General features: G+C 37.7%; 23 protein-coding genes and 2 tRNA genes. 10 read left to right on the top strand and 15 right to left on the bottom strand.

From position 1 onward, the window contains the following. Positions 1-98 precede the first annotated feature (98 nt). The 3 genes from QL998_RS04290 (at position 99) to QL998_RS04275 (ending at position 3,094) form a co-directional block, all read left to right on the top strand. Positions 99-752, top strand: coding sequence for a hypothetical protein (locus tag QL998_RS04290; RefSeq protein WP_290192201.1), 654 nt, complete (start codon positions 99-101; stop codon positions 750-752). Positions 753-847: 95 nt separating this feature from the next. After that, positions 848-2,485, top strand: coding sequence for a tetratricopeptide repeat-containing diguanylate cyclase (locus QL998_RS04280; RefSeq protein ID WP_356948107.1), 1,638 nt, complete (start codon positions 848-850; stop codon positions 2,483-2,485). Positions 2,486-2,674: 189 nt separating this feature from the next. Next, positions 2,675-3,094, top strand: a complete 420-nt coding sequence (locus tag QL998_RS04275) for an MAPEG family protein (RefSeq protein WP_290192200.1) — start codon at positions 2,675-2,677, stop codon at positions 3,092-3,094. A gap of 127 nt (positions 3,095-3,221) precedes the next feature. Here the strand turns inward: QL998_RS04275 and QL998_RS04270 are convergent, their stop codons facing one another. Together QL998_RS04270 and QL998_RS04265 are read right to left on the bottom strand one after the other, a co-directional pair. After that, the gene (locus QL998_RS04270; protein WP_182724414.1) at positions 3,222-5,069 is read right to left on the bottom strand and encodes an ABC transporter ATP-binding protein; all 1,848 of its coding nucleotides are present in this window, start codon (positions 5,067-5,069) and stop codon (positions 3,222-3,224) included. A gap of 150 nt (positions 5,070-5,219) precedes the next feature. Continuing rightward, entirely contained in the window at positions 5,220-6,056 is an 837-nt protein-coding gene (locus QL998_RS04265; RefSeq protein WP_182197908.1) for a hypothetical protein, read from the bottom strand. 452 nt (positions 6,057-6,508) lie between these two features. Here QL998_RS04265 and QL998_RS04260 point away from each other — a divergent pair, with 452 nt between their 5' ends. After that, positions 6,509-6,976, top strand: coding sequence for a GFA family protein (locus QL998_RS04260; RefSeq protein ID WP_290192199.1), 468 nt, complete (start codon positions 6,509-6,511; stop codon positions 6,974-6,976). Between the two features lie 6 nt (positions 6,977-6,982). On the opposite strand, the gene QL998_RS04255 is transcribed toward QL998_RS04260, so the two are convergent. Next, positions 6,983-7,780 (bottom strand): hypothetical protein, encoded by a 798-nt coding sequence (locus QL998_RS04255; protein ID WP_290192198.1) that lies wholly within the window; start codon positions 7,778-7,780, stop codon positions 6,983-6,985. Positions 7,781-7,930: 150 nt separating this feature from the next. On the opposite strand from QL998_RS04255, the gene QL998_RS04250 reads away from it, so the two are divergent. The 3 genes from QL998_RS04250 (at position 7,931) to QL998_RS04240 (ending at position 10,499) form a co-directional block, all read left to right on the top strand. Next, the gene (locus QL998_RS04250; RefSeq protein WP_002962719.1) at positions 7,931-8,344 is read left to right on the top strand and encodes a hypothetical protein; all 414 of its coding nucleotides are present in this window, start codon (positions 7,931-7,933) and stop codon (positions 8,342-8,344) included. 187 nt (positions 8,345-8,531) lie between these two features. Then, a complete protein-coding gene (locus tag QL998_RS04245) occupies positions 8,532-9,935 on the top strand; it encodes a M28 family metallopeptidase (RefSeq protein ID WP_290192197.1) in 1,404 nt (467 codons plus the stop codon). Positions 9,936-10,052: 117 nt separating this feature from the next. Beyond that, a complete protein-coding gene (locus tag QL998_RS04240) occupies positions 10,053-10,499 on the top strand; it encodes a DUF4826 family protein (RefSeq protein ID WP_024594685.1) in 447 nt (148 codons plus the stop codon). Between the two features lie 61 nt (positions 10,500-10,560). Here QL998_RS04240 and QL998_RS04235 read toward each other — a convergent pair whose 3' ends face one another. The 5 genes from QL998_RS04235 to mnmA form a co-directional block, all read right to left on the bottom strand. Further along, on the bottom strand, positions 10,561-11,019 hold the full coding sequence (locus tag QL998_RS04235; protein WP_024594684.1) for a GNAT family N-acetyltransferase: 459 nt from the start codon (positions 11,017-11,019) through the stop codon (positions 10,561-10,563). Positions 11,020-11,173: 154 nt separating this feature from the next. Continuing rightward, positions 11,174-12,331, bottom strand: coding sequence for a cupin domain-containing protein (locus tag QL998_RS04230; protein ID WP_290192196.1), 1,158 nt, complete (start codon positions 12,329-12,331; stop codon positions 11,174-11,176). A gap of 88 nt (positions 12,332-12,419) precedes the next feature. Next, positions 12,420-13,790: an adenylosuccinate lyase gene (gene purB, locus QL998_RS04225; RefSeq protein ID WP_024594682.1), complete on the bottom strand. Its 1,371-nt coding sequence runs from the start codon at positions 13,788-13,790 to the stop codon at positions 12,420-12,422. A gap of 31 nt (positions 13,791-13,821) precedes the next feature. Further along, complete coding sequence (gene hflD / locus QL998_RS04220) at positions 13,822-14,424, bottom strand: high frequency lysogenization protein HflD (protein WP_290192195.1); 603 nt, start codon at positions 14,422-14,424, stop codon at positions 13,822-13,824. Further along, a complete protein-coding gene (mnmA, locus tag QL998_RS04215; protein ID WP_002962705.1) occupies positions 14,424-15,524 on the bottom strand; it encodes a tRNA 2-thiouridine(34) synthase MnmA in 1,101 nt (366 codons plus the stop codon). Before mnmA ends, hflD begins: the two co-directional genes overlap by 1 nt. A gap of 362 nt (positions 15,525-15,886) precedes the next feature. Between mnmA and QL998_RS04210 the strand changes: the two genes are divergently transcribed. Continuing rightward, positions 15,887-17,158, top strand: coding sequence for a sensor domain-containing diguanylate cyclase (locus QL998_RS04210; RefSeq protein ID WP_290192194.1), 1,272 nt, complete (start codon positions 15,887-15,889; stop codon positions 17,156-17,158). Between the two features lies 1 nt (position 17,159). Here the strand turns inward: QL998_RS04210 and QL998_RS04205 are convergent, their stop codons facing one another. Genes QL998_RS04205 through QL998_RS04175 form a run of 7 tightly spaced genes read right to left on the bottom strand, consistent with a single transcriptional unit; the run spans position 17,160 to position 20,299 of the window. Further along, positions 17,160-17,597, bottom strand: coding sequence for an NUDIX domain-containing protein (locus tag QL998_RS04205; protein ID WP_024600509.1), 438 nt, complete (start codon positions 17,595-17,597; stop codon positions 17,160-17,162). Further along, positions 17,590-18,276, bottom strand: coding sequence for a pseudouridine synthase (locus tag QL998_RS04200; RefSeq protein ID WP_024604803.1), 687 nt, complete (start codon positions 18,274-18,276; stop codon positions 17,590-17,592). Before QL998_RS04200 ends, QL998_RS04205 begins: the two co-directional genes overlap by 8 nt. Beyond that, positions 18,276-18,605 carry a TusE/DsrC/DsvC family sulfur relay protein gene (locus tag QL998_RS04195; protein WP_007375712.1) on the bottom strand — a complete coding sequence of 110 codons (330 nt, stop codon included), beginning with the start codon at positions 18,603-18,605 and terminating at the stop codon, positions 18,276-18,278. The genes QL998_RS04200 and QL998_RS04195 overlap by 1 nt, the downstream gene beginning before the upstream one ends. 3 nt (positions 18,606-18,608) lie before the next feature. Continuing rightward, the gene (locus QL998_RS04190; RefSeq protein WP_008133664.1) at positions 18,609-18,875 is read right to left on the bottom strand and encodes a DsrH/TusB family sulfur metabolism protein; all 267 of its coding nucleotides are present in this window, start codon (positions 18,873-18,875) and stop codon (positions 18,609-18,611) included. After that, entirely contained in the window at positions 18,872-19,228 is a 357-nt protein-coding gene (gene tusC / locus QL998_RS04185; protein ID WP_002962696.1) for a sulfurtransferase complex subunit TusC, read from the bottom strand. The genes QL998_RS04190 and tusC overlap by 4 nt, the downstream gene beginning before the upstream one ends. Next, complete coding sequence (gene tusD / locus QL998_RS04180) at positions 19,225-19,578, bottom strand: sulfurtransferase complex subunit TusD (RefSeq protein WP_024596911.1); 354 nt, start codon at positions 19,576-19,578, stop codon at positions 19,225-19,227. Before tusD ends, tusC begins: the two co-directional genes overlap by 4 nt. A 55-nt stretch (positions 19,579-19,633) precedes the next feature. Continuing rightward, positions 19,634-20,299 (bottom strand): Bax inhibitor-1/YccA family protein, encoded by a 666-nt coding sequence (locus QL998_RS04175; RefSeq protein ID WP_008133668.1) that lies wholly within the window; start codon positions 20,297-20,299, stop codon positions 19,634-19,636. A 251-nt stretch (positions 20,300-20,550) separates the two neighbouring features. Between QL998_RS04175 and QL998_RS04170 the strand changes: the two genes are divergently transcribed. Beyond that, positions 20,551-20,641: transfer RNA gene (locus QL998_RS04170), tRNA-Ser, on the top strand. Positions 20,642-20,724: 83 nt separating this feature from the next. Then, positions 20,725-20,815: transfer RNA gene (locus QL998_RS04165), tRNA-Ser, on the top strand. Positions 20,816-20,980: the final 165 nt, after the last annotated feature.

Genomic DNA, 20,980 nt, shown 5'->3' with positions numbered 1-20,980 from the left:
TTTGTATATTTTATTATCAGCCTTTTGAATTGTATTAATAATAAATTACTAAAATGGTAAATATGGAATTTTATACCTACTTGAATCATAAGCGAAATATGGATTTACCTTCGCAAATACATAGTTTCATTGTAAAGCGAATTTATAATTTTACATTTTTAGTGAAAGCTTTGCTTTTTGCTTTGTTTGTTAGCTTAAACAGCGCTTACGCACAAGAAACCACCTCATACAGTTTAACTAATGAATCTAATGCAGGGCTGCTAAAAAGAGCTGAATTACTTATAGATACTGACGTTATAACAAGTATTGAACTAAGTAAGGCGTTGTTGTCACAAGCGCAAAGTGCTGATGACATGTTACTTAGCGCAAAGCTACATAACTTGCTAGGTAGGGCGAATAAAAAAAATAACAATATTAATGAATCGCTCGAGCACTTTTTACAATCCTCTGTTTACTACAGCAAATTAAATGATTCACGAAACCAAATAAAGGCGTCTATTAATTATATAAATATATTATTAGAAGAAAAACGTTATGACGAACTTACTACCCGCATTGAAACTTTATTACCAACAACCCTTGTGTATGGCGATGACTTTATTATAGCGCAGGTGCTCCTTACTAAGGGGGATTCGTTTTATGAACAAAAAAAGTACAATAACGCGAACGCGCAATACACATCTGCTTTAAAATACCTTGTTGATGAAGACGAATTAATACAAAGACAGTTAGGTGAAACGTATAAAAATTAGCTCAGTCGTACAAACGCCTCAAAAATAGAGAGCAAACGGCTCACTTTTATACAAAAGCTTTAGAGGTATATTCTAATTTAGGTGATTTAAAGCTAATGGCGCGTACTTTAAATACACTAGCAGAAGCACACCGTTATTTAGATAACTTAGTTTTAGCCCTTGATTACTCCACTCGCGCATTAGAAATACATAAAGACATTGACGATCCTGCCGGCTTTGCTAAAGCATTACTAGGGGCGGGTATTATTTATCGTCATATTAATCTTTATGAAAAATCACTTGAACATATAAATGAGGCATATTTATATTATAAAAAAGTAAATAACATGCTTGGGATTGCTAAAACATCAAATCAAATGGGACTGGTATATACACGATTAAGGCAGTTTGATCAGGCCGAATTTTTCTATCAAATAACCATCGATTTGCCAAAAGGTATGGTCGAGGAAAAAACGCTCGCTTCAGCTTTAAGAGAAATGGCTGTTATTAACCTCGAATCTGGCGACTTAGCATCAGCAATGCAATATGCTAAAAAAGCTTATATCACTTATAAAAACAAAAACCTTACATCGTACATTTCTACAACAGCACGTATTATTGGTAATATTTATCGTGCCCAAGGAAATAACAACAAGGCTATAGAGTATTACAAAGAGTCATTGTCGTTTGCCAGAGAAACAGGTGGTAAACTTTATGAGATAAAGTCGCTTACTGCGCTTGCGGGCATTTTAATTGGTATTGATACAAATGAGGCGATTTCTTTACTGAAAAGGTCACTCGCTTTATCAACCGAAATAGATGATAAATTACATATGCTATATGCCTATCGTGAAATTCGAATAGCAGAAAAATTGCGTGGTCGTATAGAAGAGTCACTTCGTCATGCAGAAGAAGAAATAGCCCTAACCGATATTATTCAAAATGAAAGAAGTGAAGATAAGTTGGCGCTTGAAAAAGCACATTTGCATTCGTACAAAATGGAAATAGAGCTTGAGACGTTAAGAGAAAAAGAAAAACGCCATCAGCTTGAGCTTGAAAAGAAAAATAATCAAATTGAAATCGCCGCCCAAGCTAGAGTTATATCAGAGCTAGAGCTATCAAAGAATAAATACGCCAGCATTGCGCTCGCATTTTTATTAGCCGCTTGTTTAACTATTGTACTACTGGTTTATAGGAGTTTTATTGCCTCTAAAAAACGTAATGAAGAGTTAGACTATTTGGCAGCAAGAGACCCTTTAACCAATTGTTATAACCGTCGTATTTTATTTGAGGTTATGAATCGCGACTTTTTGGATTTACCTCAGATTGAAGAGTACTGTATTTTAATGGTCGATATTGATCACTTTAAAAGCGTTAACGACACCTATGGGCATAGCATTGGCGACACAGTACTTTGTGGCGTAGCCGAGCTTTTACAAGCTAATATACGTAAAAGTGATAGCGTGGCCCGTTTTGGTGGCGAAGAATTTTGTATTATTTTGCCCAACACAACTCAAGAGCAAGCAATACGTATAGCTGAGGCTATTCGTATTAAAGTTGAAAAAGCGACATTTGATGATATTCCTGTTACGTGTAGCTTTGGGGTTACGTCTATTAAATTTAAAGCAAGAACACCTTCTGAGTTGATTGAACAGGCTGATTTAGCTCTTTATGAGGCTAAGTCTTTGGGGCGTAATCAGGTAGCGTTATGGGATGCTTCACTTGAAGAGTTTAAACTTTATAGATCGGAGTAAATCCAGCAGTATACAGTTTAGTTTTGATGTTATTTTTTTAAATTATAACAAGTAAATTTTATACAATGCTGTGTGTTACTTACATATGTAATTAGGCTTATTAGATTAACCCTTTTAATATCAGTGTATTAACTTAGGCTTTAAAATTGCAATCAATACTAAGTTAAAAACAAAGCAAGGGATTTAATAATGACTGAAGTTGCACTTACGGCCTATTTGGCATTTTACCTCTATTTAATTATGTTGCTTGTACAGTGGGCTGTGGCTACGTTTAGCAAAGCTAAAGAACCAAATGCTGTACCAGGTAAAATTGACGAGGATTTATCGCACGACAGCTTTATATTTAGAGCGCATCGTACGTTTCATAATACGCTTGAAAACAGCGCATTATTTATAGGTACGGTGTTATTTGCGTTTGTAATTAATTATCAAAGCCCGATTTTTGCAATGTGTATTTGGGTGTATTTAATTGCGCGTTTAATTCACATGGCGCTGTACTACGCTATAGCAACGGAGAAAAACCCAAGCCCACGTAGTTACTTTTTTTTAATCGGCGTACTTGCTAATGTGGTTATGCTGATAATGATAGGGTTAAGACTAATCTCTTAATTTATAAAAAAGTTATAAAATTTATTTATAACGATAAAAAAAGCGAAGAGCCTCTAAGGCATCTTCGCTTTTTTGTTTAAAGTAGAAGCAGAATAAAACTACCTCTACCGTAAGGTAATATTAATGGCTAATCGACGCCTATAAACCCGCCTGTTTGGTGTGTCCATAGGGCTGCGTATATTCCACCCTTAGCGATTAATTGTTCATGAGTGCCTTGCTCAACTACGCCGCCGTCATCAAGTACAATTAATCTATCCATTTGTGCAATGGTTGATAGCCTGTGCGCTATGGCAATAACTGTTTTACCTGTCATTAAATCATCAAGACTTGCCTGAATTGCGGCTTCTACTTCTGAGTCGAGTGCGCTGGTGGCTTCGTCGAGTATAAGTATGGGTGCATTTTTAAGTAGTACACGTGCAATAGCAATACGTTGGCGTTGACCGCCTGAAAGCGTAACACCGCGTTCGCCCACTTGTGCATCAAAGCCTTTATTGCCTTTGCTGTCGACCAAGTCGTTTATAAACTCAAGCGCCTTAGCTTGTTTGGTCGCGTTGATCATCTCATCGTGGGTTGCATCGGGGCGACCGTACAAAATATTGTCTTTTACTGAGCGATGAAGCAAGGAGGTATCTTGCGTTACCATTGCTATGTAGCGGCGTAGGCTTTCTTGGCTAACGTCTGTGATGTTTTGCCCATCAATTTTTATTGTTCCAGAGTCGGTATCGTAAAAGCGCAGTAATAAGTTAACAAGTGTTGATTTACCCGCGCCAGAGCGACCGACTAAACCAATTTTTTCGCCAGGTTTAATATTTAAGTTTAAACCGTTCATTACAGGGCTGCGATTAGTCTCTTTTGCAGCTTTGCCGTAGTTAAAGTGTACGTTGTTAAACTCAATAGCACCTTGGCTTACGTTAAGCGTATCAGCATTTGGTTTATCGGCAACTTCGATAGGGTTCGACAGTGTTTTCATACCATCGGCTACGGTGCCAATGTTTTCGAACAAGCTGCTTATTTCCCACATGATCCACTGCGCCATACCGTTTAATCTAAGCGCTAAGCTAACAGCAACAGCAATAGCTCCGGCGCTAATTACGCTAAGCGACCATAAATAAAGTGATACAGCGGCAACCGAAAATACTAATATGTAATTTAAGCTTTGAATAACAAAGTTTAAGCTGGTTACTAAGCGCATTTGCTTGTACACAGGCTGTAAAAATACATCCATGCTTTGTTTTGCGTATTGCTCTTCACGCTGGGTATACGAAAACAATTTAATAGTTGAAATGTTAGTGTAACTATCAACAATACGACCAGTCATTTCTGAGCGCGCATCGGCTTGTGAGCTGGCAATTTTTTTAAGGCGCGGTACAAAGTAAAGTTGCACGCAAATGTATAAAACCAACCAAACTAATAAAGGGATCATTAAGCGCCAATCAGCTTCGGCAACTAAAAATACCATTGAGCCAAAATAAACCACGATATACATTAATACATCGAGTAGTTTGGTCACTGTTTCGCGAACGGCTAAAGAAGTTTGTAGTACTTTAGTGGCTATTCTTCCTGCAAATTCATTTTGATAAAAGCTAACACTTTGGCGCAGTAAATAACGATGTGCTAACCAACGAATTGACATAGGATAATTGCCAAGCAATGCTTGGTGCAAAATAGCAGAATGGAAAAAGACAACAATGGGCAATACTAATAACAGCATGACAGCCATTTTAATAAGTTCAGACTTTTGCTCTATAAACAAAGTTTCGGGCGTGTAGGCGGTTAACCAATCAACAAGTTGGCCCATGTAGCTAAATAAAGAAACCTCTAAAATAGCGAGCATGGCGGCACTGATTGACATAAGCAGCAACGACAGTTCCATTCCTTTGGTGTAGTGGCGACAAAAAGCAAATAAAGTAGAAGGCGGCTGAGTGGGTTGGTCCTCAGGAAATGCTTTTGTCATTTTTTCAAATAATCGATACATTTTAAAAACTTAAATGGCAAATAATGACGAGTATCATACCATTTAAGTATTTTTAAATGCAGGTTTGTAGGGTATTAATTGTGAATATGCTAGAGCGTTATTAATATAAACTTATGTATAAAAGAACACCTAAAAACACTTCACTTACTTTTATAGCATTGGGTTATTTAGGTTTGTACCTTTGCTCATGTATAAATCGTCATATCTGAGGCCACCATTTCCGTAAGGCTTTTTAATTGGGCCTGTATTACAGTTTGCTAAAAAATATATAAGAGGTTGTTCGCGCTTCATTCTAAATTGTGCATTTTTATACACCAGTGTTTGCTTGCTAAATTCACCACCTTTTACGTAAACATCATATTGCTGACCTTGCTCTAAGGCTGCTGCGTTATTAACAACATACCATACGTCGTACCAGGTATTTGTTTGCAGTGGCTTGGCCGATTGTTTGGTAGTGTAGTTTTGAATGTTGCTATACCCGCTGTCGGTTTTAACCATTAATGCGCCATCGTTTACAAGCCCGTTTGATTCTGTTTTATCGGTTACGCGAAGTGTAGGCTCAAACGCATCGTACGAATGTTTATTAATTAGCTCTGGCGTAAGGTTGCTTAATCCAAAAGCATGGTTATTAGGAAAAGCAGCCACGTTTATACGCATATAAAATGTGTAGGTTTGACCAACTTCAACCGCTTGTGGAAGTTTTGTATAAGAAAGCGCTTTACGATTTCCTACAATGCTCTCAGCCGCAGGCTTTTTTAGTAAATAATGATTTGTTGATGAGTTTGCTTGTTCTGATTGTATAACTGTTATTTGTGGGTTTTTAACCTGTGGCTTAGTTTCATTTTGCGTATCGACACTTTGCCACTTGCTAAGTGAATTTTCAAAGTCATCAATAAGTAGCCAATCGCTTGACGTGTTTTTAGAAATGGTTGAACACGACGCTAACGCGCTTAACAAACATAAAAGTGACATGTGTTTACAATGCATAATTGGCTCTCAGTAAGTTTAGGTTTTTTGGTTAACCAATTATTGTTTTGGCTATAACTTTAAAGTAAAGGTTATGTAACCAATTTAATGTTTTTATGTCAATCATTAAAGCAATACGTAATGGCGTGGGAACTGCGAAGATATAAAAATTATTATTCCATTCAGAAAATTAACCAGTAAACTTATCCATTAAATCAACTCAGCAAATTTTAACTGAGTATAAAAATAATTTAATAGTTAGGATGTTATATGTATACGGGTTCGTGTTTGTGTGGTGAGGTAAACGTTGAAGTGTCGGGCAGTATAACTAGGGCGTGTTGATCTTTATGGATTGAAATTTGTTCAATCTAGGGGCGATTTAATCGCGGCGCAAGGTTTGTAACCTAGTGGGCTAAGTAAAAACCGAGCAACAAAGAGTCAATCGTCCCTAGAAAGAACCCAAAGGGCAGCGCATGTTTGGTCTTTATGCTACGTTATCGCCTATGTATGGGGAACAACCACATATCATAGGCTCTGCCTTGCCTAAATACCAAACACACTGCTGCAAATTCAACCACCAAAGAACAACACGCCCTACTATTATTCATTGTCATTGTTCACTGTGCAGAAAAAACAGCGGGACTGCATTTGCAACCAATGGCTTTGTAAATACAGATGACTTCACAATAACTAAAGGGCAGGCACTACTTAGCGAGTATAGTTTTAAAGTAGGGCGTACTCGTTACTTTTGTAAGTGGTGTGGCTCGCCAGTTTATAGTAGCAATAATGATGACAAAAGCAGAATACGAATTCGTTTAGGAATATTTGATAGCGATATTACTGAGCAGGTTTTATCGCATAATTTTGTTACGTCTAAAGCTAACTGGGAGAAGTTAGAAACAAGCTTACCGTGCTATGAAAAACATGAACCTGGTCGGTAACGCGTTTTATTCAATGTGGTAAATGCTGTTAATACTTTTATAAAGGTTTGGTGCAAAATTTATAAACACCGGTGAGTTTTGTATTTCATCAACGTTTATATGCATTAATGTTTGCTGGCTTAGTATGATCACTATATTTTTGTATTCGTTAAACTCTATTATCCCTAAGCACTTAAAATGTTGCCTTAAAAGTACTAAAAGCATTTGCAGCTCTTGGCCTGTTTGTGGGTTTAAATTAATGATTACTTGCGTATTTTGCTCACTGCAGCGATTTATATTTTGGCAAAAGCTATCGCTGGTTAAAAAAGGCTGATGATATTCACCACTAAAAATATCGATAGTGATTACGTTAAAGTGATCAGAGCATTGGGTAATATATTGCTCGGCGCATTGTAAATAGGTGCTGTGCTTAATTGGTAACTTAAAGTGCTGGGCAGCAATTAAGGCAATGCTTGGGTTTATTTCTACCGTGTTAAATGTATTGATGGTGTTTATGTAAGGCGTATTACTTTGTAAGTGATACATAATTCGCTCAAACCCTGCAGTGCCCAAGCCTAAATTTAATATATTTAGTGTATCTACCGGTTTAAGTAAAAATAACATCATACACTGGTTTACAGGTACTATTACTTGCTCAGGGTGTATAAGGTTCATAACGCCCTGAATTGTAATGTCTTCATTGGTTTTTTGTGCAAGCGTTAACCAACGATATTCTTTATTTTGATACACGCATACGGGGCCGTATGCACTTTGCTGCGACTCAATAAGGTTACTTTTAATTGTATCTTCTTTTAGCTGACGCATAACTTAAACTATTAATATATAAACAATGACAGTGTGCCACGAAAAACACATTTTTAAATAGATTATTGTGTAACAAGGTTTGTAATTTAACCTCTAAATATAATATTGTATTTAGAGGTTAATTACTTAGACGTTATTCAAGGATTGGAAATGGGATTGATTTTAGGGCCTGCTGTTTTAGCGTGGTTTGCGGTATTTATCTATTCTTTACGATTAGGGTATGTGCTTATTTATAAAAATATGAGCGTGTTAACCACAGTGTCTACTTTTGCAATTAGTATTGTTGGTATGTTGGCTTTTATGACGTATGGATATAGGCAGTTTGTAAACAATACCTCAGTTTGGGCATTTGAGATCCCAAGTTACTTTTTATTTAGCAAAATAGCTTTTATAGGTGTATTGAGTGGTTTTTTACTTAACTACTATATTAAGCCTGAAAATAGTTCGGAGTTTTTGAGCTGTTTAGCATTTGTATTAATATTTATGTTTTCTGCTGGTGTGCTTGCAAGCTTAGGAGGACATGAGGCCTTTTTGAAAGAATTTGATATTAAAACCACTCATTAAAACCACTCATTAAAAGTATGCATAATAAATTTTGGCCCAGTACCTATTAAAGGTAGTGGGCTTTTTACTTTCCTAGTAACCTCTAGTAAATGCGCTTTAGCGTGCTCCTTTCTGCATCTACCTCAAATGTATTGCCATAAAATCTTAGTTAAGTAATGGTTAAACTATAATAATTAGGAGCTAATAGATGCTTAAAACACCTTTGAAAATCACAACAACGTTACTTAAATTTACTGCAATTGCAGGTGCCTGCACACTTGCACTATCAGCACATGGGAAAACACAACTTCAATACACAGAACAGCAAAAATTACATGACATAGCAGCTCAAGTATCAGCCGAACGTATTGGTAGTGACATTCAAACGCTGGTGGATTTCGGTACCCGCCATACGCTTTCAGAAACTAAATCGGATACTCGAGGCATTGGTGCGGCTAGGCGCTGGATAAAAAATGAATTTGAAAAAATATCCGCGCAGTGTGGCGGTTGTTTGGAAATCATTGAAGTAAAGGACACTATATCGGGCGAAAAACGCATTCCTAACCCTGTTGAAGTGGTTAACATTGTGGCTATTCAACGAGGGTCAAGCGAACCTAATCGCATGGTGATTATGTCGGGTGATATAGATTCTCGTGTAAGTGATGTTATGGACTTTACGAGTGATTCACCTGGGGCAAATGATAACGCATCAGGTGTAGCGGGAGTAATTGAAGCTGCTCGTGTTTTAAGTAAATACAAATTTAATGGTTCGGTAGTTTACGCGGCGCTTTCGGGCGAAGAGCAGGGTTTGTTTGGTGGAAAAATATTAACGGCTTATGCACAAAAGCATGACTGGCAAGTTCATGGCGTTTTAAACAACGATATGATTGGCAATATTACCGGTATTAATGGGGTAACTGATAATACAACTGCGCGTATATTTTCAGAAGGTACCCGTGTTGTAGAAACAAAAGAGCAAGCTAATACTCGCCGCTTTACGGGTGGTGAAGTTGATTCGGCGAGTCGAAATTTAGCGCGCTACATAGATACTATTACTGACAGATACATTCCTAACCTAGATACAATGCTTGTATATCGATTAGATAGATTTGGCCGTGGTGGGCATCATCGTCCATTTAATGATGCAGGTTTTGCAGCAGTGCGTATTATGGAAACTAACGAGCACTACGATCGTCAGCATCAAGATTTACGCACTGAAAATGGCGTTGAGTATGGCGATACTATTGAAGGCGTTGATTTTGATTATACAGCTAAGTTGACTTCACTTAATGCGGTAACGATGGCATCTATGGCGTGGGCGCCCGCACCGCCAAAAGAAGTTAAAATAAAAGGAGCTGTTACAGCTGATACATCGTTTTCATGGCAACAAAGCAATGATGAAAATATTGCTGGCTATAAAATTTATTGGCGTTACACGAGCGAGCCGCAATGGCAGTTTAGTAAATACGTTGGTAAGGTTTCACAGTACACACTTAAAAACGTAGTGATTGATAATTATTACTTTGGTGTAGCCTCTGTTAGTAAAGACGGTGTTGAGTCGCCAGTAGTATTTCCGGGTGATGTGGGTTCGTTTGATCACAATATAAAATAATAGTTTGGCTAAAAACACAGCAAACAGAGCGCTTTAAGGTGCAAATGACCGTTTTATACTTGCACCTTATTTACTAAGCCCTTAGAGTGTTAAAAAAGAAGTAAAAGGTTAATAAAAATGCAGCAACAAGAAAAAAAGCCGTTAACAGCAAAAGAACAAGTTATAACCGATGAGCAAAGAATGCAGTGGCAACGCGAATGTTTTCAAACAGCGCAAAAGCATTTAGCCGAAAAGGGCATTATGCCAAAATCAGTAGTTGATAAAGACAGTCGATTTTTAGCACCACTTTGTGCAATGTGGAAATTTAAAGCACAGAACGGTAAAACATATTGGGTAGTAACAGGGCGGTTACCTACAGATCATGCTGAAGTAAGTGCAGCTACAGATGCTCGTGATGCAATGCGTTACTTTTCTTTGCAGTGGCAATTAAAAGCGGATCAGATTATGAGTACAGGCGCGCGTGATAAAACACAGGTAGACTTTGCTAACTTACTTATCAATAGAGCACATGGCTTGTACGAAATGTATGATAATGAGCCGCTATGGGCAAATGAGGCAAAGTAACGACGGTTTGGGTTAAGTAAAAAGTGGAGGGTGATAGCTTATTTATCGCCCTTTTCTTTATCTAATGCACAAGTGTGAAGGGAGTAGTATTAAACGCCGAAACAGGGCATTGCATACGTTGCCTAGGAATTCCCGCCTCCATAAATACATTCCCTTGCTGAATAAAGCCATTTCGCTTAAAACGTTCTACCTCATTTAAAATACAATTAATGCTTACTTCTTCAATACCTTGGTTTGAGGCTAATTCAACAATAAAGTTGAGAAGCGATTTATACACTTTGCGATTACGGTGCTCAGGTAATACAGCTATTCTGCCGATCAAGCCATCTTTACATAATCTACCTGTTGCTATTGGGCAGTTTGCATCGTCTGTAACAAGTACATGTAATGCAATTTTATCTAGGCTATCAAATTCGATATGCTTGGGGATATGTAACTCGTAAACAAAAACTCGCTCTCGAATTTTTTGTAGCATATCTTTTTTTATATCCCATTCAACCTTATCAACCAGATAGCCCATTGCAAACTCCTATTGATACCAAATTAGAATGAGTAAGCAATCACAGCAAAATTATTTAAGCCAATATCAGATGAAAATTAAAAATTTTAACTGACCTGTATACATAATATTTTACGCTGTAACGTGCTCATCATTATTAATAAAATTGGTATTATTACTCGTGGTCTATATTAAACCAGATCCCCTCATTAACAAGTGTAGTAAAAGTTTGAGTAAAAACTAAACTTGGCTTTATTAAATTTAATGCTGAACTTTCAAACTCAGTATTATCGGTAAGTAGTTTTACCGCCGCTAAGTCGGTTAACGGCATAGCGTAATTTTCGCCATTTACACTTAGTAAAACTTCTGTATCGAGTTGCTGATAAATAGCGCGTGTGCCACCTAAGCGTTCAAACACTGCTTCTTCATTACTTAAATCATCGCTTATTTGCTCTGACGTAAATGGAGGCTCTACTGGCGCTAAATCCATTTCATGTTTGGGCTGACTAAGCGTTGAGCCTAGCCATTGTTTAAATAAATCGTCATTTTCTAAAAGTGCCGCCATCAATGTTTTAACTTTATCAACTTCAAGGTTTGTAAGTTCACCCTTTGATTTTCTTAATGTGATGTTGTGATCGGTATAACGTTTTTGTCCGCTTTCGGTATCAATAATATGATCGGCAAAGCTCGACAATAAATCTTGTTGGTTTGGCGCCCTAAAACCAACTGAATAATTTAGTGCATTTTCTACAGCGTAACCTTCGTGAGGGCACCCTGGTGGAATATATAAAATATCGCCAGGCTCTAATATGCAATCGATTACGGCTTCAAATGCTTCTACTTGCAGTAATTTTTTGTTTTGAGCAAACTGCTTAAGTGTTGGATCGGGCAGGCCTACGCGCCAATGACGTTTACCTTCGCCTTGAATAATAAATACGTCATATTGGTCTAAATGTGGGCCAACACCACCATTAGGCGTTGAATAGCTAATCATTAAATCATCTATGCGCCAGTTTGGAATAAACCTAAATGGCTCTAGTAGTTGTGCAGCTTCAGGATGCCAATGATCAACAGCTTGCACTAATAAGGTGGCATTTTCGTCTGTTAACTGCTCAAAGTCTTCAAATGGACCTTGGTGCGTTTGCCAGTCATTTTTATGATTGGTGATAATACGTGACTCTATGCTTTCTTCCATTGCTAGGCCGGCAAGTTCATTAGCATCAAGCGGGTCTTGAAAATTAGCAAAACCTTGTTTGATTAAAAGCGGCTTTTTTTGCCAAAAATGGCTTAAAAACTCTTGCTCAGACAAATTATTTATTTTTAATTGATCCATACATTATACCTACTAGTTAGTGCAATGGGGTTAAAACAAAAAAAGCGAAAGGATGATCCTTTCGCTTTTTAAAAGAGCAATTTAGTTTTTAAACTAAATCATCAATAAACTCAACAGCACGACCAATGTAATTAGCAGGTGTTAGTTTTTTCATTTCTACTTTAGCGTGCTCTGGAAGGTCTAAACCATCGATGAAGTCAGCCATTATTTCTTGATTTACACGTTTGCCGCGTGTTAAATCTTTAAGTTTTTCGTATGGTTTTTCAATGCCATATTTACGCATAACCGTTTGAATCGGCTCGGCTAGTAATTCCCAGTTTTGATCAAGCTCGTCAGCTAAACGTTGCTCGTTTACTTCAAGCTTACTTACACCTTTAAGTGTTGATTGGTATGCAATAATTGCATAACCCATACCTACACCTAGGTTACGTAATACGGTTGAATCAGTAAGGTCACGCTGCCAGCGAGAAACGGGTAATTTTTGTGCAAGATGAGCAAAAATAGCGTTTGCTAAACCTAAGTTACCTTCTGAGTTTTCAAAATCAATTGGGTTAACTTTATGTGGCATTGTTGATGAGCCAATTTCGCCTGCAATTGTTTTTTGCTTAAAGTGATTAAGGGCAATGTAACCCCACATGTCACGGTCAAAATCTAACAATATAGTGTTAAAACGTGCAATTGCGTCAAACAACTCTGCAATATAGTCATGCGGTTCAATTTGTGTAGTAAATGGGTTTAGTGTTAAGCCTAAACTTGATACAAATTTATCTGCATGTGTGTGCCAGTCGTAATCTGGGTATGCGCTAAGGTGTGCGTTGTAGTTACCTACAGCACCGTTAACTTTACCTAGCATCTCTACTTGTGCAATTTGCCCGCGTTGACGCTTTAAACGCATGTATACGTTAGCAAACTCTTTACCCATCGTTGATGGTGTAGCTGGTTGCCCGTGCGTACGAGTCATCATTGGGATTGCTTTGTACTCAATCGCTTTTTCTTTAATTGCGCTTAAAAGTTCATCGCAATAAGGGAGTAAAACCTTGTTACGTGCTTCGCTAAGCATTAAACCATGAGATAGATTGTTAATATCTTCTGAAGTACAAGCAAAGTGAATAAATTCATTGATTGCATGAAGCTCACTGTTATCGGCTACTTTTTCTTTTAATAAGTATTCAACCGCTTTAACATCGTGGTTTGTAGTGCGTTCAATATCTTTAACGCGCTGTGCATCAGCTTCACTGAAGTTATCTACAATAGCGTTAAGTAGTGCATTTGCTTGTTCGCTAAATGCAGGTACTTCTTTTATATCGCTTGCTGCAGCTAACGCTTGCAACCAACGCACTTCAACAATTACGCGGTATTTAATTAAGCCAAATTCGCTGAAAATACTGCGTAGTTCAGTGGTTTTGCTGCCGTAGCGACCATCCACCGGAGAGATAGCCGTTAACGCTGAAAGCTCCATAATAACTCCTAAATTTTAGTTTGAACGATAGTTAAATTTTTGTTTTAGCAATGGCGAGTATTTTTCTTTTTGAAAAGAAAAAGTGACGGCGTTTACCGCCCATTTGTCGCCATAATACTGCACTTCTAATGCCGGCTAGTAATAGGGCACGGATTTTATTTTGAGTGAGCTGCTGTTTTAATAACTCGGGTTTACCATAAACCTGTATTCGGTGCCCAAGGGGGCTCAGCACCGACGAGTATATATCTGCTAAACCGGCAACAACGCTCTCGTCGGTAATAGCAAAATGATCTAAACGACGATGAATATCATCAATTCGTTTGCCTAATTCGTTTAAGCTCTTGTCGTTTGCATTGAGTGCACGCTCAAGCTGCATTAAACCACCTACGTACTTTACTATTTCAACATCTTTTTGAGCGCCTGCAGTAAGCTGCGCCATTAATGTTTTATAGCCATCACGCAGGTTATCTGTACCTTGATAAACGTCCTCTGGGGATTCAGGAGATGTTTGAATAATACTTGAAAGTAAGATTTCTAAATCGTGTTCGTTGTTGCTGCCGTATTGAGCAATTTTTTGAACTTGTTTAGCAACCTGGCACATGGCGGCAAGCGCCATGACTTGGTATTCATTCATTACTTAATCACCGAGTCAATAATACCACCACCTAAACACACATCTTCTGCATAAAATACAGCAGATTGACCTGGCGTAACTGCTTTTTGTGGTTCGTCGAATAATACACGAGCCATGCCGTCTTCACCTACAAGTAGGGTACAGCTTAAGTCTTCTTGGCGGTAACGTGTTTTAACTGTGCAGCGAGTGGTGCCTTTAGGGCCAACGCGGTCTACCCAATGTAATTGGTTTGCATTAAGACCATTACTGTATAGGCGAGGGTGATCTTTACCTTGACCAACAACAAGTACGTTACGTTCTAAATCTTTATCAACTACGTACCATGGTTCGCCAGAACCTTCCTTCATACCACCAATTAACAAGCCTTTGCGTTGTCCAAGCGTGTGGTACATTAAGCCTTCGTGCTCGCCTACGTTGTTACCGTCAGTGTCTTCGATAACGCCAGGTTGCGCTGGTAAAAACTTTTGTAAAAAATCTTTAAATTTACGCTCACCGATAAAGCAAATTCCGGTGCTGTCTTTTTTATCGTGCGTGATTAGGTCTTGTTCTTCTGCTATGCGGCGTACTTCTGGTTTTTCGATATCACCTACAGGGAATAACGTTTGGCCAATATGTTCATGGCTTAGGGTATATAAGAAGTAGCTTTGATCTTTATTATTATCAAGTCCGCGACACATTACGTATTTGTCATCGCGAAGTTCACGGCGAACGTAGTGTCCAGTTGCAATAAAGTCAGCACCGAGTGCTTGAGCCGCAAATTCTAAAAAGGCTTTAAATTTAATTTCTTTATTACACATTATATCTGGGTTTGGTGTACGGCCGGCTTTGTACTCTGCTAAAAAGTATTCGAATACATTATCCCAGTATTCAGCAGCAAAGTTTACTGTGTGAAGCTCAATACCTAATTTGTCGCACACGGCTTGTGCATCTTTTAAGTCATCAGCGGCGGCACAGTATTCATCATTGTCGTCTTCTTCCCAGTTCTTCATAAACAGGCCTTCTACTTGGTAGCCCTGTTGTTGTAATAAATATGCAGATACAGAAGAATCAACACCGCCGGACATGCCAACAATGACTTTAATGTGACTATTTTCGCTCATGAATAATTTCGCTTATACAGATTGCTGTTAACTTGGAAAGGCCGCGATTATAGCATGTATTTTGTTTGTGCTTAAAGAGCGTAGGGCGGCAAAGGACATAATTTGTCACTATTTTATTTGTATAACAAATAGCAAACTAGACTTAAACGCATTATCAGGCTGTAACTTTAGCAATATTAAAGTGATCTTTACTAATAAATTAAGAGTATAGAATAATTCATGTAGTTATTGAGTTTTATTAATAGTATTTTTCTTTTAAAACTACTAGGGTAAATATACACTTAATAAAAATAAAATAGTGGTGAGTATATGGTTGTAAACCATTTTAAAGCCGCTTGAAATATAGTCAATGGAATGAATATATGAATTATGCCTATCAAATAAACAAGATAAATTCTTTAGTCGAGCATTACACACAAAAACCGGATTTTGTGGATAGCGAATTACTTTCTAGCAAGACGACAGAGTTTAAAAAATCAGCCTATAATCTTTTTTATGAGTTAATAAAACTAAAAAAACCCCATATTTACCAAGAACCAAATCATGTACATGAGTTATTTAGCTTAATTAAGGGCTCAACCGCTAAAAAGAACATTGAGCTAAAGGTACTTGATCATGTAGAGCACTGGTGGCTTGAATGGTATTTCGCTTTAGAAATGGACGAAAAGCTTAGTATAGAAAAAAGTGATATGCCAATGAGTTACTTACCTCAAAGTACACTCAACCCTATGCGCAAACATGAGATAAGTCACTACGCTAGGTTATTTACCGTTTTGCCAATGCCGGTATGTAATGTGTGTTCTAAGACGGGTGATATTTTGAAAGTTAATCAACGCTTTGTAGATGTTTTTGGTTATACAGTAGAGCATGTACCTAATCTTAAATTGTGGTGGGAAAAAGCGTGCCCAGATCCACAATATAGAGAGCTTGCAAAAAAGCTGTGGCAAGATTCACTTGAAAAGGCGCTGAATAATAATAACGATATACCTGCAAATAACTATCGAGTTTCTTGTCGTGATGGCTCACAAGTGATGATGGAAATTTCAGGAATTGATATAGGTGAAGAGTTTTTAGCTGTTTTTAATGATGCTACAGAGCGTTTAGAAGCAGAGGATATACTTAGGGATATGGCTTTTTTGGATGCATTAACCAAAATTGCAAACAGGCGTCGGTTTGATGAAAAACTAACACAAGAGTATGAACAATCAAAAGAATGCGAAGGCATGCTATCGATAATTATTATCGATATTGACTATTTTAAACAATTTAATGACCGGTATGGGCATGTAGCCGGCGATACGTGTTTATATGATGTGGCTCAAAAAATTGCTTCAACTGTTAGTCGCCCAGAAGATTTTGTGGCTCGATATGGCGGAGAGGAATTTGTTGTTTTATTACCTCAAACCGATAGGCAAGGGGCATTGTTTATAGCTGAGCAAATACAAAAGGCTGTAGAAAACTTAGCTATTGCACATCAGGATAGCTTTACCGGATTTTTATCTATAAGTATGGGTATTAATACCATCAGTGACTATACAAATAGTAATGAAGTCAGCTTTGTTAAAGCCGCTGATAACGCCCTTTATTATGCTAAAAAACAAGGACGTAATTGTATAGCGCTAAGCTCAGAGTAAATCAATTATAAATAGTTTCTAAGCTTAACGGTGGTCGATTCAAGCTGTCGTTAATGCACTTGAGCACTAAAGGGCTTCTAAGAGGTAATGATTTTATTTGCTCTAATGTATACCAGCTAGCGCTGATGATGTCGGAATCCATTGGTGTTGGTGCTTTTATATTATTAGGCGCTTCAAATAAAAAGCAGAATCGCAAATAGTGCACTGCGTTATCGGCATGCAAATTATAAACACCTAAAAACCCAATAGGCTCAAGCGTTAAGCCTGTTTCTTCTAGTAGCTCTCTGCTTGCAGCTTGTGCAAGTGTCTCATTTTGCTCTAAATGACCCGCAGGTTGATTGTAACAAATTTGCTTTGTAAATTTATCTCGCTCTTTTACAAGTAAAAACTCGTTTTGCTTTTTTACTATTGCTGCAACCGTGACATGCGGTTTATGCATCAACTACGCCCTTAATTACTTTGTATTCACCACAATTAATATCATCCAACGTATAGTTGCCAATGCTATAGCGGATGAGGCGAAGTGTAGGGTGTCCAATATGCGCGGTCATTCGACGAACTTGTCTGTTTCTACCTTCATTAATAGTAATACTTAGCCAAGTGGTCGGGATTGCTTTTCGCTCGCGTACAGGCGGGGTACGCGCCCAAATTGTTGGCTCATCAATTATTTTAACGTTAGCGGGGAGTGTAAGCCCGTCTTTAAGTTCTACGCCATTACATAAATCATTAATTGATTCACTCGTTGGTTCACCCTCAACTTGTGCCCAGTAGGTTTTATTCGTTTTTTTATCAGGAGCAGTTAAGGTGTTTTGTAATTTTCCACAGTTTGTTAAAAGCAATAAACCTTCACTGTCTCTGTCTAACCTTCCTGCTGCGTAAACTTCTTTAATAGGGATAAATTCAGCAAGCGTTTTTCTGTCTGCGTCATCTGTAAATTGGCATAGCACATCAAACGGCTTGTTGAATAACACAATTTTTCTGTCTTTAGATGCTATTTGCGGCTTTATTTCTCTTTTACCAGATGGCGTTTTGTTAAGTGCACTGCGTGAATAAGTACGCCCAGTACTTCTTTTTGGCTTGGCTTGTGTTGCTTGATTATTGTCTGATTTAGCTCTCATTATATGCACCTAGCTGGTTTTGGTAATCCGGCAATTTTTGTTGCTTGCTTGGCTGGGCCTTTAGGAAATAATTTATATAAATAAAGGCTATTACCTTTATCTTCACCGAGTGCTTTAGCCATTGCTTTTACAAGCATTCTAATTGCTGGGCTGGTGTTATATTCAATGTAAAAATCACGAACAAAATTAATGACTTCCCAGTGTTGCTCACTAAGTGTGATGTTTTCTTGAGTAGCAATTACAGGCGCCAGCTCCTTTGACCATAAAGTATGGTCGAGCAAGTAGCCTTGTTTGTCGGTTTCAATCTGTTGGTTGTTAAATTCAAGCATGAGTTACCACGTAATTGATTGATTAGTTGATAAAGTGAGTGCCACAAAGTCTTCATAGCTAATTGCTTTATCGTTATCTGCTAATTTTATTGCACGTACTTGCGCGTCTTGTTCAAGTATTAACAGTGTATCTGCAAATTGTCTAAATTGTTTTTTTGCAAAGCAGGCATCACCAACAAGTAGTACCTTATCGCCTGATAAAATTAAGTTCTCTAGCTGATTTGCCGAGTAATAGTTAAGCGGCTTTGAAAATATATGTAACGTACTCATAGGTTCACCACATGTTGCTGCGCTTTAATTAGTGTTTGTTGTTGACTAAAGTTAAGAGCTTTTGCTTCTATGAGTAAATCATGTTTATTTAAACCATAATCAAGCAATGATTTTTCACACACGAAAATGTTTTCAACATCATATATTTCGAGTGTTTTAATATTTTTAAAAAAGTCTTTTAAGCCAATATTGTTTGGTTGTTGATGCTTTTTTAAAGCTAAAACGGCGGGGCCGCTAAACAACCAACTTACATTTTGGTCAACAGCAGCAAATATCAATGTCATATCAAGTGCATCACGAATATTTAAATCGTCAAATGGGCTGCACTGACTCATTACTAATACGTTTATCATTTAAATTGCACCCATTTATCTGCGTCGCTTGCAAGCATTGCAAATTCAGCTAACCCTGCGACTTTAAATACACCTGTGTTTTTAATATCTAACCCGCGCTTTTGCGCGGCGGTAACACACAGCATTAAATTTAGTTTTTGATCAGCAAGTTGCTGCCAAAGTGCTGAAATTTGAAGCTCGTCTGAGGATAAATCAAAGTGGGTAGATGCATGATAAATACCTTGCTGGTATAAAAAAATAGCATCAATGGTGTGCCCTTGGGCTAAACATGCATTCGCAAATTTAACTATGCGTTGCGTGGTATCGTGATCGGATGGTGGTGTATGTAATGAAAGAACAAAGCGTGCCAAAACAATTCCAATAAAAAAGCCCCAATAAAGGGGCTATTTTAACAGAACTATTTAATTAGTCATCACTTGCGCCAAGTAGAGCAAGTAAAGAAGTAAATAAGTTATATACGCTTAGGTATAAAGACACTGTTGCGCGAATGTAGTTAGTTTCACCACCGTTTATGATTCGGCTTGTATCAAATAAAATCAAACCAGACATAATCAGTACAACTGCTGCATTAAGCACCATAAACATCAATGAACTGCCAATAAAAATATTAACGATGCTTGCTACAATCACAACGATTAAGCCAACAGTTAAAAAGCCACCCATAAATGAGAAGTCTTTTTTAGTATTTAGTGCATAAGCAGATAAACCAAAAAAGATAAGCGCTGTAGAACCTAAGGCTTGCATAATAAGCATTGGGCCATTAGGTAATGCAGCATAATGGTTAAGCAATGGACCTAAGCCTGCCCCCATTAAACCTGTGAAAGCAAAAACCCAAAATACACCAGATGCTGTATCTGCTTTTTTATTTACAACAAATAATAAACCGAACGAAACGAGTGTAAACACAATTCCCATAAAGTAAGGTAATTGTAGTGCCATTGAAATACCGGCTGTAACTGCACTAAATGCAAGTGTCATAGCTAGTAAAAAGTAGGTGTTTTTAAGTACCTTGTTTGTTTCAATGGTAGACATTACCGGTTTCGCGGTATTGTACGATTGATTAAACGCCATTGTAGAGCTCCTTTAAGTGAAACGTGTGTGTTTCGATAATTTAACTAAAATTAGATTACCAACTCTTATATGTTTGGGCAAACCTTTGTAGATCAATAGAGTTAAATATTTAAATAAAAGTATATTGATGGCTAAATTAAAAACATTTTGTTTTAACTTTAAACAAATCAATTGTTTTTTAGGCACTTAAACAATTAATTTAAAAAAAAGCTTCACAAAAGGGATGGGTTTCCCTATTATGCAGGCCGTGCGGAGAGATGGCAGAGTGGTCGAATGCACCGGTCTTGAAAACCGGCATGGGTTTATAGCCCATCTAGGGTTCAAATCCCTATCTCTCCACCACTTATTTAATAAGTGTGTGGTAATTAAAATATCATTCATTTAAATAGTTATTAGTACACTCTTACTTTTAACTTAGCAGTATCGGAGAGATGGCAGAGTGGTCGAATGCACCGGTCTTGAAAACCGGCATGGGTTTATAGCCCATCTAGGGTTCAAATCCCTATCTCTCCACCATATAACAGAATAGCCCGCTAACTTAGCGGGTTTTTTTGTTTGTTTGCCCAGCGAAGCTGGCAAACCCGATAGGCTGAAAGATGCCTTATCACCCTGACTAAGGGGAAGATAATCTGAATGGCAAGGGCGTCACTGGCCAACGGTGGGGTCTGAAGGAAGCCATAA

This window comes from Pseudoalteromonas sp. APC 3691 (assembly GCF_030408135.1).
Taxonomy (GTDB): Bacteria; Pseudomonadota; Gammaproteobacteria; order Enterobacterales; family Alteromonadaceae; genus Pseudoalteromonas.
This window is presented reverse-complemented; position numbering and strand designations above follow the sequence as displayed.

Excerpts from the sequence above, each read along its gene's own strand:
- QL998_RS04290 (WP_290192201.1), top strand. The coding sequence starts at position 99 with ATGGATTTACCTTCGCAAATACATAGTTTCATTGTAAAGCGAATTTAT.
- QL998_RS04280 (WP_356948107.1), top strand. The coding sequence starts at position 848 with ATGGCGCGTACTTTAAATACACTAGCAGAAGCACACCGTTATTTAGAT.
- QL998_RS04275 (WP_290192200.1), top strand. The coding sequence starts at position 2,675 with ATGACTGAAGTTGCACTTACGGCCTATTTGGCATTTTACCTCTATTTA.
- QL998_RS04270 (WP_182724414.1), bottom strand. The coding sequence starts at position 5,069 with ATGTATCGATTATTTGAAAAAATGACAAAAGCATTTCCTGAGGACCAA.
- QL998_RS04265 (WP_182197908.1), bottom strand. The coding sequence starts at position 6,056 with ATGCATTGTAAACACATGTCACTTTTATGTTTGTTAAGCGCGTTAGCG.
- QL998_RS04260 (WP_290192199.1), top strand. The coding sequence starts at position 6,509 with ATGTTTGGTCTTTATGCTACGTTATCGCCTATGTATGGGGAACAACCA.
- QL998_RS04255 (WP_290192198.1), bottom strand. The coding sequence starts at position 7,780 with ATGCGTCAGCTAAAAGAAGATACAATTAAAAGTAACCTTATTGAGTCG.
- QL998_RS04250 (WP_002962719.1), top strand. The coding sequence starts at position 7,931 with ATGGGATTGATTTTAGGGCCTGCTGTTTTAGCGTGGTTTGCGGTATTT.
- QL998_RS04245 (WP_290192197.1), top strand. The coding sequence starts at position 8,532 with ATGCTTAAAACACCTTTGAAAATCACAACAACGTTACTTAAATTTACT.
- QL998_RS04240 (WP_024594685.1), top strand. The coding sequence starts at position 10,053 with ATGCAGCAACAAGAAAAAAAGCCGTTAACAGCAAAAGAACAAGTTATA.
- QL998_RS04235 (WP_024594684.1), bottom strand. The coding sequence starts at position 11,019 with ATGGGCTATCTGGTTGATAAGGTTGAATGGGATATAAAAAAAGATATG.
- QL998_RS04230 (WP_290192196.1), bottom strand. The coding sequence starts at position 12,331 with ATGGATCAATTAAAAATAAATAATTTGTCTGAGCAAGAGTTTTTAAGC.
- purB (WP_024594682.1), bottom strand. The coding sequence starts at position 13,790 with ATGGAGCTTTCAGCGTTAACGGCTATCTCTCCGGTGGATGGTCGCTAC.
- hflD (WP_290192195.1), bottom strand. The coding sequence starts at position 14,424 with ATGAATGAATACCAAGTCATGGCGCTTGCCGCCATGTGCCAGGTTGCT.
- mnmA (WP_002962705.1), bottom strand. The coding sequence starts at position 15,524 with ATGAGCGAAAATAGTCACATTAAAGTCATTGTTGGCATGTCCGGCGGT.
- QL998_RS04210 (WP_290192194.1), top strand. The coding sequence starts at position 15,887 with ATGAATTATGCCTATCAAATAAACAAGATAAATTCTTTAGTCGAGCAT.
- QL998_RS04205 (WP_024600509.1), bottom strand. The coding sequence starts at position 17,597 with ATGCATAAACCGCATGTCACGGTTGCAGCAATAGTAAAAAAGCAAAAC.
- QL998_RS04200 (WP_024604803.1), bottom strand. The coding sequence starts at position 18,276 with ATGAGAGCTAAATCAGACAATAATCAAGCAACACAAGCCAAGCCAAAA.
- QL998_RS04195 (WP_007375712.1), bottom strand. The coding sequence starts at position 18,605 with ATGCTTGAATTTAACAACCAACAGATTGAAACCGACAAACAAGGCTAC.
- QL998_RS04190 (WP_008133664.1), bottom strand. The coding sequence starts at position 18,875 with ATGAGTACGTTACATATATTTTCAAAGCCGCTTAACTATTACTCGGCA.
- tusC (WP_002962696.1), bottom strand. The coding sequence starts at position 19,228 with ATGATAAACGTATTAGTAATGAGTCAGTGCAGCCCATTTGACGATTTA.
- QL998_RS04175 (WP_008133668.1), bottom strand. The coding sequence starts at position 20,299 with ATGGCGTTTAATCAATCGTACAATACCGCGAAACCGGTAATGTCTACC.